This is a genomic window from Catellatospora coxensis, assembly GCF_016862635.1.
GTDB lineage: Bacteria > Actinomycetota > Actinomycetes > Mycobacteriales > Micromonosporaceae > Catellatospora > Catellatospora coxensis.
Map to the genome: position 1 here is coordinate 20,155 of NZ_BONI01000037.1, position 13,361 is coordinate 33,515.

13 protein-coding genes are annotated in these 13,361 nt (G+C 71.9%); 10 read left to right on the plus strand and 3 right to left on the minus strand.

The window, feature by feature from the left end:
• Positions 1 to 15: 15 nt before the first annotated feature.
• Entirely contained in the window at positions 16 to 972 is a 957-nt protein-coding gene (locus Cco03nite_RS21660; RefSeq protein ID WP_239167548.1) for an endonuclease/exonuclease/phosphatase family protein, read from the minus strand.
• 262 nt (positions 973 to 1,234) lie between these two features.
• Between Cco03nite_RS21660 and Cco03nite_RS21665 the strand changes: the two genes are divergently transcribed.
• From Cco03nite_RS21665 to Cco03nite_RS21710, 10 genes are all read left to right on the plus strand, one after another.
• On the plus strand, positions 1,235 to 2,236 hold the full coding sequence (locus tag Cco03nite_RS21665) for an MFS transporter (protein ID WP_203693992.1): 1,002 nt from the start codon (positions 1,235 to 1,237) through the stop codon (positions 2,234 to 2,236).
• 1 nt (position 2,237) lies between these two features.
• A complete protein-coding gene (locus Cco03nite_RS21670; protein ID WP_203693993.1) occupies positions 2,238 to 4,523 on the plus strand; it encodes a molybdopterin oxidoreductase family protein in 2,286 nt (761 codons plus the stop codon).
• Positions 4,520 to 5,173: a 4Fe-4S dicluster domain-containing protein gene (locus Cco03nite_RS21675; protein ID WP_203693994.1), complete on the plus strand. Its 654-nt coding sequence runs from the start codon at positions 4,520 to 4,522 to the stop codon at positions 5,171 to 5,173. The genes Cco03nite_RS21670 and Cco03nite_RS21675 overlap by 4 nt, the downstream gene beginning before the upstream one ends.
• On the plus strand, positions 5,170 to 5,679 hold the full coding sequence (locus tag Cco03nite_RS21680) for a QcrA and Rieske domain-containing protein (RefSeq protein WP_203693995.1): 510 nt from the start codon (positions 5,170 to 5,172) through the stop codon (positions 5,677 to 5,679). Before Cco03nite_RS21675 ends, Cco03nite_RS21680 begins: the two co-directional genes overlap by 4 nt.
• Entirely contained in the window at positions 5,676 to 5,978 is a 303-nt protein-coding gene (locus Cco03nite_RS21685; protein ID WP_203693996.1) for a DUF6755 family protein, read from the plus strand. The genes Cco03nite_RS21680 and Cco03nite_RS21685 overlap by 4 nt, the downstream gene beginning before the upstream one ends.
• Positions 5,975 to 7,195, plus strand: coding sequence for a nitrate/nitrite transporter (locus tag Cco03nite_RS21690; protein ID WP_239167549.1), 1,221 nt, complete (start codon positions 5,975 to 5,977; stop codon positions 7,193 to 7,195). Before Cco03nite_RS21685 ends, Cco03nite_RS21690 begins: the two co-directional genes overlap by 4 nt.
• 139 nt (positions 7,196 to 7,334) lie before the next feature.
• Entirely contained in the window at positions 7,335 to 7,697 is a 363-nt protein-coding gene (locus Cco03nite_RS21695; RefSeq protein ID WP_203693997.1) for an SCP2 sterol-binding domain-containing protein, read from the plus strand.
• On the plus strand, positions 7,690 to 9,789 hold the full coding sequence (locus Cco03nite_RS21700) for an amylo-alpha-1,6-glucosidase (RefSeq protein WP_203693998.1): 2,100 nt from the start codon (positions 7,690 to 7,692) through the stop codon (positions 9,787 to 9,789). Before Cco03nite_RS21695 ends, Cco03nite_RS21700 begins: the two co-directional genes overlap by 8 nt.
• Positions 9,790 to 9,889: 100 nt before the next feature.
• Positions 9,890 to 10,342, plus strand: a complete 453-nt coding sequence (locus Cco03nite_RS21705) for a DUF6325 family protein (RefSeq protein ID WP_203693999.1) — start codon at positions 9,890 to 9,892, stop codon at positions 10,340 to 10,342.
• 28 nt (positions 10,343 to 10,370) lie between these two features.
• Positions 10,371 to 10,730 (plus strand): SHOCT domain-containing protein, encoded by a 360-nt coding sequence (locus Cco03nite_RS21710; RefSeq protein ID WP_203694000.1) that lies wholly within the window; start codon positions 10,371 to 10,373, stop codon positions 10,728 to 10,730.
• Positions 10,731 to 10,817: 87 nt separating this feature from the next.
• Here the strand turns inward: Cco03nite_RS21710 and Cco03nite_RS21715 are convergent, their stop codons facing one another.
• Both Cco03nite_RS21715 and Cco03nite_RS21720 read right to left on the minus strand, forming a co-directional pair.
• Positions 10,818 to 12,038 (minus strand): cation:proton antiporter domain-containing protein, encoded by a 1,221-nt coding sequence (locus tag Cco03nite_RS21715; RefSeq protein ID WP_203694001.1) that lies wholly within the window; start codon positions 12,036 to 12,038, stop codon positions 10,818 to 10,820.
• A 94-nt stretch (positions 12,039 to 12,132) separates the two neighbouring features.
• Positions 12,133 to 13,245 (minus strand): acyltransferase family protein, encoded by a 1,113-nt coding sequence (locus Cco03nite_RS21720; RefSeq protein ID WP_203694002.1) that lies wholly within the window; start codon positions 13,243 to 13,245, stop codon positions 12,133 to 12,135.
• Positions 13,246 to 13,361 lie beyond the last annotated feature (116 nt).

A 13,361-nucleotide genomic window follows, 5' to 3' on the forward strand; every position in this document is an offset into this window, starting at 1 on the left:
GACCCCCGGCGGATGTCAGCCGGCCGGGAAGGCGAACGACGCCGTCACCGCCCGGTGGTCGGTGCCCGGGGCGCGTCGCACACCCGCGTCGGTAGCCGTGAGGCCCCGGTAGAGGACCTGGTCGGGGCGCAGCACGGGCAGCCTGGACGGCCAGGTGAGGCCGAAGCCCCAGCCGGCGTCGGCCTGGGCGTCGCGCAGCAGGGCCGACAGCGGGGCGAAGGCGCGGTCCTCGGCCGAGGTGTTGAGGTCGCCGAGGACCAGGACGCGGCTCGCGTCGTCGGCGCGTACCGCGTCGGCGAGGGTCTGGATGTTGCGGTCGCGGCTCGCGGTCTCGTTGAGGCGCGCCGAGCGCAGGTGCACGACGTACACCGCGACGTCGCCCTGCGGCGTCTCGACCACCGCCCGCAGCCCGCGGATCCAGCTCGTCTCGCTGTCGAGGCTGTTCACCCGCGTGATCGGGTGCTTGCTGAGCAGGCCGACCGTGCCCTTGACCGCGTGGTGCGGGTAGGTCTTGCGCAGCCGCCCGGCGGCCGCCGCGATGGCGCCGTCGGCGGACTCCTGCAGCGCGATGAGGTCGGGCCCCTCGGCGGCCAGCGCCTGGACGGTCGCGGCCGGGTCGGGGTTGTCGGCGAAGAGGTTCTGCGAGACGACCCGCAGCTCGGCTGGCCCACCCTGGGGTGGCAGCAGCGCACCGCCGAACTGGGCGGCCCAGACGGCCGCCGGCAGCGCGACGGCGAGCAGCGCCGCCCGAGCGCGTGCCGCCAGCGCGGCGAGCGCCAGCACGGGCACGGCCAGGCCGAGCAGCGGCGTCACGGAGTCCAGCAGGCTGCCCGCGCTGTAGACGTTGGGCACCAGCCGGTGCCCGGCCAGCACCGCCGCCAGCGTGAGTGCGGCCAGGACGACCACGGCGGCAAGCCACGGGTGGCCCGGTCTGCGGGTACGGGGGGCCGCCTTCGCCAGCTGAGTCGTCACTGTCCGTACGCTACCGGCGGGACGCCCCGATTCCCGTTCCTGCCACCGATTCTGCCGTGTGACAAGAATCCGCCCGCGATTAACGGTGCCTTAACACAGCTCCCGGTATGCAGAAGGTGGACAGCGCATCTCGCCGGTCGATCCTCGACCGCGTCCCCGGCAGGCTGTGTGATCACTGAACGTGACCGCCGGTCGGGCATCTGTGACAGTAAGTCCGATAAACCTCATACAGTGGATTTGCCGATTACATAGCATCGGCTGCATGAGGCCCGTGCTCGTCGGCGTCGTCACCGCCCTGGTGCTCTGCGCGGCGATCTACCTGGGCAGCCGGGAGCTGCACAACTTCGACTCCGCCCTGGCCCCGTACGCCATCGCCAGCGTGTTCCTCGCCTTCGGCATCGCCTACCGCTACACGGCGTGGATCTCCTCCCCCGGGGCGCGGCGGCTGTTCAAGAAGGGCTGGGGCGCGGCGCTGTCCTGGCGGAACCTGCGCCGCGCGCCGACCGCGCTGCCCCGCATGATCGCCACCTACCTCGGCTTCCAGAAGTTCCTCGGCGCGCGCTCCCGGGCCCGCTGGGCCGCGCACCAGCTGATCTTCTGGGGCTGCCTGCTGGCGGCGGCGATCACGTTCCCGCTGACCTGGGGCTGGTTCACCTTCACCGCGAACACCGGGGCCGGGCCGCAGTACACCATGAACATCTGGGGCTTGCCGGTGGTCGAGTTCAACGCCCTGTCGCTGCTCGGGTGGGTGCTCTTCCACGGGCTCGACATCGCCGCGGTGCTGGTCATCGCGGGCGCGACGTACTTCCTGATCCGGCGGATGCGCGACCGGGAGGCGAGCACCGGCCAGCGGTTCGGCTACGACCTGGTGCCGCTGCTCGCGCTGATCATCATCTCGGTGACCGGGCTGCTGCTGACGTTCTCCAGCGTCGCGCTGCACGGCGGCGGCTACGAGTTCCTGGCCGTGCTGCACATGGCCGCGGTCGTGCTGACCCTGCTGTACCTGCCCTTCGGCAAGTTCTTCCACATCGCCCAGCGCCCGGCCGCGGTCGGCATGCAGCTGTTCAAGTACACCGAGCACGGGGAGATCCGGCACTGCCGCAACTGCGGCGAGCCGATCGACACCACGGCGTACGTGGACAACCTGCGCGCCACCATGCGCGACCTGAAACTCGACTTCGACGGACTCGCCGAGGTGTGCCCGCGGTGCAAGCGGCTGCGGCGCGGGCAGGCTTACCGCTCGACCGTGAAACCGGGGTTCTGACATGACCGTCCCCCTCGATCCGGACATCACCCCGCCCGGCACCGGGCGGTTCCGCGACGCGGGCGGGCTGCCCGCCGACCGCTGGCGGGCGATCCGGGGCGAGGAGACCCTCGTGCCGACGCACTGCTGCTTCTGCGGCGTGCAGTGCGGCATGTACCTGCGGGTGCACGACGGCAAGGTGTTCGGCGTCGAGCCGCGCGACCACGACATCAACCGGATGCGGCTGTGCCCGAAGGGCCTGAACGCGTACCAGCAGGTCAACCACCCGGACCGGCTGACCGCGCCGCTGTTTCGCAAGAGCCGCGCCGACGACCTGCGGCCGGTGTCCTGGGAGCAGGCGCTGGACGTGACCGCCGAGCAGATCCAGCGCATCCAGGCCGAGCACGGCCGCGACGCGTTCGGCATGCTGGGCGGGGCGAGCCTGTTCACCGAGAAGACGTACCTGGTGGGCAAGTTCGCGCGGGTGGCGCTGCGCACCCGGCACGTGGACTACAACGGCCGGCTGTGCATGGTCAGCGCGGCCGGGGCGAACAAGCTGTCGTTCGGCATCGACCGGGCCGCGAACCCGTTCGCGGACTGCCTGCTCACCGACTGCCTGCTGATCGCCGGCTCCAACGTCGGCGAGTGCTTCCCGGTCATGACGCAGTACCTGTGGGGCGCGCGCGACCGCGGCGCGAAGCTGATCGTGGTCGACCCGCGGGAGACCAGCATCGCGCGTACCGCCGACATCCACGTCGCGCTGCGGCCGGGCACCGACGCCGCGTTCTTCAACGCCGTGCTGCACGTGATCGTGAGCGAGGGCCTCACCGACGAGGCGTTCCTGGCCGAGCACACCACCGGCTGGGACGAGGTGCGGGCGGCGGCGGCCGAGCACCCGCCGGAGCGGGCCGCCGAGATCTGCGGCGTGCCCGAGCAGCAGATCACGCAGGTGGCGCGGATGTTCGCGACCGCGCCGAAGGCGATGGCCTGGCACGCGCGCGGGATCGAGCACCACACCCAGGGCGTGGAGAACTGCCTCACGGTGATCAACCTGTGCGTGGCCACCGGCAACCTCGGCAAGCCGGGAGCCGGCTACGGCACGATCACCGGGCAGGGCAACGGGCAGGGCGGGCGCGAGCACGGCCAGAAGTCGGACATGCTGCCGGGCGGGCGGTCGATCAGCGACCCGGTGCACCGGATGCAGGTCGCGAACATCTGGGGCGTCGACGTCGAGGACCTGCCGCAGGCGGGCACGTCGATGATGGAGATGGTGCACCAGATGAGCCGCGGCGAGATCCGCGGCCTGTTCGGGCTGTGCAACAACCCGTTCGTGTCGCTGCCCAACTACGCCGTGGTCAAGGCGGGGTACGACGCGCTGGAGTTCCACGCCCAGTGCGACTTCTTCCTGTCCGAGACCGCCGCCAACGCACACCTGGTGCTGCCGGTGACCAGCTGGGCCGAGGACGACGGCGTGATGGCCAACGCCGAGGCGCGGGTGGTGCGCCACCGCAAGGCTCAGGAGCCGCTGCCGGGGGTGCGCACCGACACGTGGGTGCTGTGCGAGCTGGCCAGGCGGCTCGGGGTCGGGGACAAGTTCGACTTCGCGGGGTCCGAGCAGGTGTTCGAGGAGCTGCGGATCGCGTCGCGGGGCACGGTCAACGACTACTACGGCATCACGTACGCGCGGCTCGACGAGACCGGCGGCATCGCCTGGCCCTGCCCCGACCTGGACCATCCGGGCACGCCGCGGCTGTTCGAGGGCGGGCGCACGTACCACGCCGACGGCAAGGTCCATCTGCAGGCGGTGCGCTGGCACCCGCCCGCGGACCCGTACGACGACACGTATCCGATGACGCTGACCACGGGCCGGACCGTGGCCCACTTCCTGTCGGGCAACCAGACCCGGCGGCTGGGCGGGCTGGTCGAGCAGACGCCGCGGCCGTGGGTCGAGGTGCACCCGTCGCACGGGTTCAGCAACGGCGACGCGGTCACCGTGGTCACCCGGCGCGGCTCGGCGACATTCCCGGCGCTGGTCACCGAGGCGATCCGGCCCGACACGGTGTTCGTGCCGTACCACTGGCCGTACCCGGTGGCGGCCAACGAGCTGACCATCGACGCGCTCGACCCGCGCTCGAAGATCCCCGAGTACAAGGTGTGCGCGTGCCGGATCGAGGCGGCGACCGCCGTGACGGCGGTGCCCGCGCCGCCGATGCCGCCGGGGCGGGAGTCATACGCCGACGCGCAGCGGGCCCGCGTCGAGCAGTTGCCGCCCACGTCGTCGCAGGGAAGGGGGACGTCTCAGCCATGATGGGACGCACCATCGTCATCGACCCCGGGCGGTGCATCGGCTGCCAGGCCTGCGTGTCGGCGTGCCGGGAGTGCGACTCGCACCGCGGCAAGTCGATGATCCACCTCGACTACCTGGACCAGGGCGGCAGCGTCGCGTCCAGCCCGACGGTGTGCATGCACTGCGAGGACCCGGTCGCGCCGTGCGCGCAGGTGTGCCCGGCCGAGGCCATCCTGGTCACCCCGGACGGGGTGGTGCACGACGCGGACAAGAGCCGCTGCATCGGCTGCGGCAACTGCGTCAACGCCTGCCCGATGGGCGTGCCGAAGATCGACCTGGCGGCGAAACTCCAGTTCAAGTGCAACCTGTGCTACGACCGGACGTCGTACGGGCTGGCCCCGATGTGCGCCACGGTCTGCCCGACCGGGTCGATCTTCTACGGCACCCTCGAAGAGCTGCGCACCGAGCGCCCCGGCGTCGAGGTCGCCAGCACGTTCGACTTCGACGGGTCGATCATCTCCACCGGCGTCGCGATGGTGGTGCCCAGGGGCCGCCCGGTCGACGAGCCGCTGCCCGGCGGGGCCGGCGAGCACGCCCGGGTCACCGGCAGCCCACAACCGGCCGGGCATCTGGAGCCGTCCGCGGACAACGTGCTGGGAGATCCCCTATGACGGTGGACGAAGAGGAGGTCGCGGCGCTGCGGGAACGGATCGCGGCGGACTCGCTGACCAGCCGACGCGACTACCTGCGGCTGGCGGTCACCATGTCCGGTGGGCTGGCGGCGGGCGGTGTCGCCGTCGCGGCGGGGATCTTCCACCGGCATGGGGAGGGTTCCGCCCGCCCGATGCTCGTTGCCGCGCAATTGCGGCCGGGCGACTCGGTGACGTTCAGCTACCCGGGCGAGGAGGACCGGGCCGTCGCGCTGCGGATGGCCGACGGGACGCTGGTCGCGTACTCCTCGATCTGCACGCATCTGGCCTGCGGGGTGCTGTGGCGGGCCGACCGCGGCGAGCAGGGCGAGCTGTACTGCCCCTGCCACGAGGGCGTGTTCGACCCGCGGACCGGCGCGGTCACCGCCGGTCCCCCGCCGCGCCCGTTGCCCCGCGTGCTGCTGGAGGAGCGCGACGGCGGCATCTGGGCCGTGGGCACCCTGGAATCCGGCGAGGAGCAGCCATGACCGACGCGCGATACCCGCAGATCAAACCCACCAGCGGGTACGGCGACCCGCGCATCCGCAGCACCGGCCCGGGACCTGGCGCGGGCGGCGAGACCGACCCGGAACGCTCCTCGATGCTGTCCGGGCGGCTGGCCCTGGTGCTGTCCATCCTGGTCGGCCAGCTGTGGGCGATCGGGGTCGGGCTGAACGCCTGGATGATGGGCAACACCGCGGTCGCCTGGTGGACGGCCGCGTTCGGGGTGGCGTCGTTCCTCGTCGCGCTGTGGGCGTGGCGGCTGGGCGAACGGCGCGACCGGTGAACGCGGCGGCCGAACGGGTGCCCAGAGGCGGCTACGTCAACATGATCCTCGCCGCCCTGGGCTTCCTGCTCACGGCGTGGGCCTGGGGCCTGATCTCGCCCCTGTCCGCGGTGTACAAGCAGCAGCTCGGGCTGTCCTCGGTGCAGCAGTCCGTGCTGGTCGCGGTGCCGGTGCTGGTCGGCTCGCTGGGCCGGATCCCGGTCGGGGCGCTGACCGACCTGCTCGGCGCCCGGGTCATGCTGCCCGCGCTGGCGTTGCTGACCATCGTGCCGGTGCTGCTGCTGACCGTGTCCGGCGACTCGTACCCGGCGATGCTGGCCGTCGGGTTCCTGCTGGGCGTCGGCGGCACCCCCTTCGCGGCGGCGATCCCGCACGGCAACGGCTGGTTCCCGCCCACCAAACGCGGCATGGCGCTCGGCGTCATCGGCATGGGCATGGGCGGCACCGCCATCGCCGCGCTGCTGACCAAGCCGATGCGCGAAATCGGGCCGAACGCGCAGTTCTACCTGTGCGCGGTGGTGCTCGCGGTCTACGGCGTGGTGGCGTGGCTGGTGCTGCGCGATCCGCCGGGGCGTACGGTGCCCGCCGAGCCGTTCGCGCGCCGGTTCACCGACGCCGCCCGCCAGCCGATGACCTGGCCGCTGTCGGCGTTGTACGCGGTCACCTTCGGCGGGTACGTCTCGTTCGCCGTCTACCTGGTCACCTACCTGCAGAGCCAGTACGACCTGGAGCAGGGCGACGCCTCGCTCAAGGCCGCCGGGTTCACGCTGGTCGCGGTGCTGTTCCGGCCGCCCGGCGGCTGGCTGTCGGACCGGATCGGGGCCGCGAAGGTGCTGAGCTTCTGCCTGGCCGTGCTGGCGGTGATGGCGGCCTGGCAGTCGGCCGCCCCGCCGCTGTACCCGTGGGCGACGATCGCGTTCCTGGTCATGGCGGCCATGCTGGGCGCCGGTGCGGGAGCCGTGTTCTCGCTGCTCGCGCAGGTGGTGCCGGGCCCGAAGGTGGGCGCGGTGACCGGCATCGTCGGCGCGATGGGCGGCCTCGGCGGGTTCGTGCCGCCGCTGGTGATGGGCGCCGTCTACGGGGCCACCGGCCACTACACCATTGGCCTGCTGCTGCTGGCCCTGGTGGCGCTGGCCGCGCTCGCCTACTCGTGGACCCAGCGCAACCGCCGGCCGCCGGTGGACGGGGCGGTCCGGGCGACCCCGAAACCGCGATAAAAGCTCCTGAAAGGTGCGTCACGGATACGCTCAGAACACATACCGACGGGTCCGTGCGGTCCATGACGGCCTGATGAGGCCGACACCGCCTCGCTCTCCACCGCGCCAGGGACCCGCCCCTCGCAAGGAGATGGTGACCATGCCCACGGCGACCGACCAGTTCTTCGCCGACCTCGCCCAGCACGGCGACGAGCCGCTGCTGCGGCACAACGAAGGGATCATCCGGTTCGAGATCGGCTCGAAAGGCAAGGCCCAGCGCTGGTACGTCGGCGTCGACCACGGCCGGTTCACGGTGTCCAAGCGCAGCCAGAAGGCCGACTGCGCGGTCATGGCCGACACCGACGTGTTCGAGGACATCGTCACCGGCAAGGACAACGCCTTCGCCGCGCTGCTGCGCGGCGCGCTGGAGGCCGAGGGCGACCTGGAGATGCTGCAGCTGTTCCAGCGCGTCTTCGAGGGCCCGACGCGCACCACCCACCCGGCGGGGAGCGACCATGTCTGAGCAGGTGCGCATCCTCAACGGCAACACCTTCGTCGTCAGCGACGAGCGGGGCGACATCGAGGCGTCCCGCACCGACCCGACCGGGCTGTTCGCCTGGGACACCCGCTTCCTGTCGACCTGGGTGCTCACCGTCGACGGCGAGCGGCTGGGCACCCTGTCCGTGGACGACCTGCAGTACTTCGAGACCAGGTTCTTCCTCGCCCCCGGCGGCGGCACCGTCTACATCGACGCGAAGCTGTCCGTGATGCGCCAGCGCACCGTGACCGAAGGCTTCCGGGAGCGGCTCGCGGTGCTCAACCACGGCGAGCAGGCCGTCGAGCTGACCGTGCGCATGGAGGCGGGCAGCGACTTCTCCGACCTGTTCGACGTCAAGAACGACGAGGGCAAGAAGGGCGAGCTGTACCGCAGCGTCGAGCGCGACCGGCTGGTCTTCGGCTACCGCCGGGACACCTTCCACCGGGCCACCGAGATCACCTCCGAGCCGCGCGGGCAGCTGGACGAGCAGGGCCTCACCTTCAAGATTCGGGTCGAGCCGCAGTCGCACTGGACCTGCGAGCTGAACGTGACGCCGATCCTGATCGGCCGGGGCGGCAAGCGCACCCGGCTCGGCGGCCCCAAAGCGGCCGAGGACATGGGCGAGGACCTCGACCGCTGGCTGGAGGGTGCGCCGACGCTGGAGTGCGAGTGGGGACCGCTGCGCCAGACGTACCGGCGCAGCCTGATCGACCTGGCGGCGCTGCGCTTCTCCCCGCTGACCTCCGGCGGGCGCAGCCTGCCCGCGGCGGGGCTGCCCTGGTTCATGACCATGTTCGGCCGGGACAGCATCTTCACCAGCCTGCAGTCGCTGCCGTTCGTGCCGGAGCTGGCCGCGACGACGCTGCGCGAGCTGGCGGCCCGCCAGGGCAGCCGGTTCGACGACTTCCGCGACGAGGACCCGGGCCGGATCCTGCACGAGATCCGCTACGGCGAGTCGGCGGCGTTCCTGGATCAGCCGCACAGCCCGTACTACGGCAACGCCGACGCCACCGCGCTGTTCGTGGTGCTGCTCGACGAGTACGAGCGCTGGACCGGCGACAAGGCCCTGGTCCGGGAGCTGGAGGTGGAGGCCCGCGCGGCGCTGCGCTGGGTCGACGAGTACGCCGACCTGCTCGGCAACGGCTACGTCTGGTACCAGCGGCGCAACGAGAAGTCGGGCCTGGAGAACCAGTGCTGGAAGGACTCCTGGGACTCCATCTCCTACCGGGACGGCAGCCTGCCCGGGTTCCCGCGCGCCACCTGCGAGCTGCAGGGCTACGCCTACGACGCCCGGATGCGCGGGGCGCGCCTGGCCCGCCTGATCTGGAAGGACCCCGACTACGCGAACATGCTGGAGAAGCAGGCCGCCGACCTCAAGCGCCGGTTCAACAAGGACTACTGGGTCGCCGACGGCGAGTACTACGCGCTGGCCCTCGACGCCGAGGGCAAGCAGGTCGACGTGCTGACCTCGAACATCGGCCACCTGCTGTGGAGCGGCATCGTGCCGGCGTCGCGCGCCCGCGCGATCGCCCGCCACCTGATGGGGCCCCGGCTGTTCTCCGGCTGGGGCGTGCGCACCCTGGCGCTGGGCGAGAAGCGCTACAACCCGATCGGCTACCACGTCGGCACGGTGTGGCCGTTCGACTGCTCGTTCATCGCCTGGGGCCTGCGCCGGTACGGCTTCAAGAAGGAGGCGGCGCAGATCGCGGCCGGCATCCTCGACGCGGCCGAGTACTTCGACGGGCGGCTGCCGGAGGCGTTCGGCGGCTACCCGCGCGAGGCCACCAAGTACCCGGTGCAGTATCCGACGGCGTGCAGCCCGCAGGCCTGGTCGACGGGCGCTCCGCTGCTGCTGCTGCGGACCATGCTGGGGCTGCAGCCGCTGGAGGACAGCCTGGTCGTGGACGCGGCGCTGCCCGCCGGCATCGGGCAGATCGAGCTGCTGGGCATCCCCGGCCGCTGGGGGCGGGTGGACGCGTTCGGCCGCGGCCTGCTGCGCACCGAGCGGCAGGGCCGGATGCGCCCGGAACTCGGCACGGCCGTCAAGCGCCGGGCCCGGGCCGGGGCGAGCGCCTGACCGCCTTGCCGATTCACGCTCACCGCTGCCCGCCGCGTGCCTACGATGCAGGCACGGGCGCGGGGCGGGCGGTCACAACGCTGCTTGGGAGGCAGACCGAATGAGCCAGAAGACCGACAACAAGAGCGGGCTCGAGGAGCTGGGCCCGATCGACTACGTGGTGATCGAGTTTCCGGGCAACCGGATGACCGGTGAGGGCATCCCGCTGCTGCTGGACCTGGTGGATCGCGGCATCATCCGCATCCTCGACCTGGCCTTCATCCGCAAGGACACCGACGGCACGGTCACCGCCGTCGCCGTCGAGGACATGGACGCCATGGGCGCGCGCGAGTTCGCGGTGTTCCAGGGCGCGGCGTCCGGGCTGCTGGACCGCGAGGACCTCAGCGAGGCGGCCAACGCGATCGAGCCCGGCAACTCGGCGGGCGTGATCGTCTACGAGAACACCTGGGCGGCTCCGCTGGCCATGGCCTGGCGGCGCGGCGGGGCGCAGATGGTCGCCAGCGGCCGGATCCCGGTGCAGGCGCTGCTGGCCGCGGTGGAGTCGAACGTTTAGCGGTAACCGGAACGGGGGGATATCGATCATGGGTTTGATCCGAGGAGTGGCGCGCACGGCCGTGATAGCCGGCACCGCGACGGCGGTGTCCAACCGCGTGTCGCGCCGGCAGGCCGGCCGGTGGGCGGCCCAGGAGGACGAGCAGGCGGCGCAGCAGCAGGCATACGCCGATCAGGCGGCCTACCAGCAGCAGATGGCCGCCCAGCAGCAGATGGCGCAGCAGCAGGCGTACCAGCAGCAGATGGCCGCACAGCAGCCGCAGGCGCCGGCCGCTGATCCGATGCAGGCGAAGCTCGCGCAGCTGAAGACCCTCGCCGACCTCAAGGCGCAGGGCATCCTGTCCGACGCCGAGTTCGAGCAGCAGAAGGCCGCGATCCTGGCCGGCTGACGGCCGACCGTCGAAGATCGTCCGACTTGCCAGGCGCCTGGGCGTATCCGTTCTCAGATACGCACACCTGCCGGGCAAGTCGGACGATCATGTGTGCGGTGGGCGGGCGGGCGCGGGCGCAACGCTCCAACTGTCGGCGATCGGGATCGCCGACAGCCCGTGGGCCAGCACGCTCAGCAGCACCGTGGCCATGATGAGGCTGATCGCCAGCTGCGCCGAGGCGCCGGTGAGTTGCTGCACGCCGATCAGCGCGAAGATCACGCTGGGCAGGCCGCGCGGGCCGAGCCAGGACAGCAGCCACACCTCCCGCGGGTAGCGGCGCAGCCCGACCAGGCTCAGCGCGACCGGCAGCATCCGCACGGCGGTCAGGCTCAGCACCGCGTACAGCAGGACGCGCCAGTTCACGAGGTCGGCCAAGGTGTGCGGGATCAGCGAGCCGAAGGCGAACCAGACGCCCGCCGCCAGCAGCGCGACCACGTCGTGCGAGGTCTGCAGGTGCCGCTCGGGCAGGTCCCGGTCGACCGCGCGGACCGCCAGGCCCGCGACGAACGCCGCGACGATGCCGTTGCCGTGCAGCACGTGGGTCGTCTCGAAGACCAGCACCCCGACGGCGAGGTAGGCCAGACGCTCGGCCTTCGCCGCGCTCCACCCCCGGCGGCGGGCCCAGCGCAGCAGCAGACCCGCGCCCCCGCCCGCCGCGACGCCCGCGACCAGCGCGATCAGCAGCTCGACGACGGTGTGGCCGAGCACCGAGCCGGGGCCGCGCTCGGTCCCCGCGGCGGCAGCCGCCGCGGCGAAGAACACCACGAGCGGGGCGGCCAGGCCGTCGTTGAGACCGCTCTCGACCGTCACCGCCGTACGCAGGTCGTGCGGGATGCGCTCGTCGCGTACGAGCATGGTCGCCAGGCTCGCGTCCGTGGCGGTCAGCGCCGCCGCGACCATCGCGATGACCCATACGTTCGCCTGCGGGAACAGCGCCAGGCCGGCGACCAGGCCGGCGAGCACCGTCAGCGGGAACGCCACGAGCAGCAGCCGCAGCGGCAGATGGCCCGCCGACCACAGGCGGCGCAGGCTGATCTCGGTGGCGTCGGTGAACAGGATCAGGGCGAGCGTCAGCTGTAGCACGTGCTGCACGGCCGCCGAGGACACGTCCACCTCGACCATCGGATCGTCGCCGCCGGCCACCAGCAGCCCGGCCAGCAGCAACGCGATGGGAAGGGTGACGCTGTACCGCGCCGCGCGGGCCGACACCGCGGCCCAGGCGATCAGCACCACGGCCAGCGCGATCAGCCCGTACACGCGCACCACACGGCAGGAATGGGTGATTTGTCCGGGAATGTCACCGAATCATTGTGTCACCGAGCCGGGTCTCACCACGGCCTCTGCCGGAGACCGGGCGCCCTCAGGGGCGGGCGACCGGGATCTCCATGGTCACGTCGACCGGGGTCGGGACCTCCGCCGGCGATGGCACGGCAGGCTGGTCCGGCGCGCCGCGGCGGCCGAGGTCCTTGAACCGCAGCGCCGGCTTCTCGACCAGGAACCAGCTCGCCGCCGCGAACGGCACGACCGCCACCACGGTCGCCGCGATGTAGCCGACGACGCCCCACGCCGTGGCCCCGGCCATCGCGAGCAGCTGCTGCAGCGGGAACGCGTAGATGTACACGCCGTAGGAGATGTCGTTGCGCCGCCCGATCCTGTGCAGCGGCAGCCGCCCGCCCAGGTACATGGTGAGGTAGCCCAGCGGCAGCGCGGCGAACGCCTTCACGGTGCCGGTCGCCCACAGCACGCCGAGCACCGCGGTCGCCGCGGCGGCCAGCCACCACACCGACGGGATCACGTCGGCGTACCGCTTGAGCACGGCTCCGGCGAGGAAGAAGCTCCCCAGGCGGAAGCTCATGCTCACGATGCCGGGCACGTCGGCGTCCGTGAACTCGAACGCGGCCGTGCCGGCGGCGAGCACCGCGAACACGGCGAGGGTCACCCAGCGCTCGCGGCGCGCGTACCCGAACGACAGCAGCACGCCGACACCCACGTAGCAGGCGAACTCGTACATCAGCGTCCACAGCGACAGGTTCCAGGTCGCGTCGTAGGGCGCGCCCAGCAGCGTGTGCTGGATCTTCTGCTGGACCTCGACCAGGGTCGCGTTCGCGACCACGTACCGCAGCGCCGACACCGGGTCCCAGGACGCGCCCGCGTCGAAGGCCAGCGACATCGGCGCGAGCAGGAACGCGGTGACCGCCAGCGCCGCCCAGTAGCCCGGGTAGATGCGCACCACCCGGTTCCACAGGAACTGCCGCATGTCCAGCCGCAGCCGGCTGCCGGTGATCAGCCAGCCGGAGATCGCGAAGAACCCGGCCACCGCCCAGCCGCCGATCTCCAGGTCGCCCCACTTGTACGGGTCGCGCCACCCGGCCACCTGCGGCGCGTGGGACACGATCACGGCGGCGGCGAGCAGCAGCCGCAGGGCGTTGAGGGAGTTCTTGCGCGGGTCGATCGCGGCGGACAGTGGCGTCACGGACGCAGACTCTAACGTGCGGCGTCGGGCACACCGCACCCGGCGACGGGAACCCGTCACAGCGCAGGAAGCCGTCCCTGCGCTGTGACGAGTGGACGGCTGCTGCGGCGTCGGCC

Excerpts from the sequence above, each read along its gene's own strand:
- Cco03nite_RS21710 (WP_203694000.1), top strand. The coding sequence starts at position 10,371 with ATGGGTTTGATCCGAGGAGTGGCGCGCACGGCCGTGATAGCCGGCACC.
- Cco03nite_RS21685 (WP_203693996.1), top strand. The coding sequence starts at position 5,676 with ATGACCGACGCGCGATACCCGCAGATCAAACCCACCAGCGGGTACGGC.
- Cco03nite_RS21680 (WP_203693995.1), top strand. The coding sequence starts at position 5,170 with ATGACGGTGGACGAAGAGGAGGTCGCGGCGCTGCGGGAACGGATCGCG.
- Cco03nite_RS21705 (WP_203693999.1), top strand. The coding sequence starts at position 9,890 with ATGAGCCAGAAGACCGACAACAAGAGCGGGCTCGAGGAGCTGGGCCCG.
- Cco03nite_RS21670 (WP_203693993.1), top strand. The coding sequence starts at position 2,238 with ATGACCGTCCCCCTCGATCCGGACATCACCCCGCCCGGCACCGGGCGG.
- Cco03nite_RS21695 (WP_203693997.1), top strand. The coding sequence starts at position 7,335 with ATGCCCACGGCGACCGACCAGTTCTTCGCCGACCTCGCCCAGCACGGC.
- Cco03nite_RS21665 (WP_203693992.1), top strand. The coding sequence starts at position 1,235 with ATGAGGCCCGTGCTCGTCGGCGTCGTCACCGCCCTGGTGCTCTGCGCG.
- Cco03nite_RS21700 (WP_203693998.1), top strand. The coding sequence starts at position 7,690 with ATGTCTGAGCAGGTGCGCATCCTCAACGGCAACACCTTCGTCGTCAGC.
- Cco03nite_RS21675 (WP_203693994.1), top strand. The coding sequence starts at position 4,520 with ATGATGGGACGCACCATCGTCATCGACCCCGGGCGGTGCATCGGCTGC.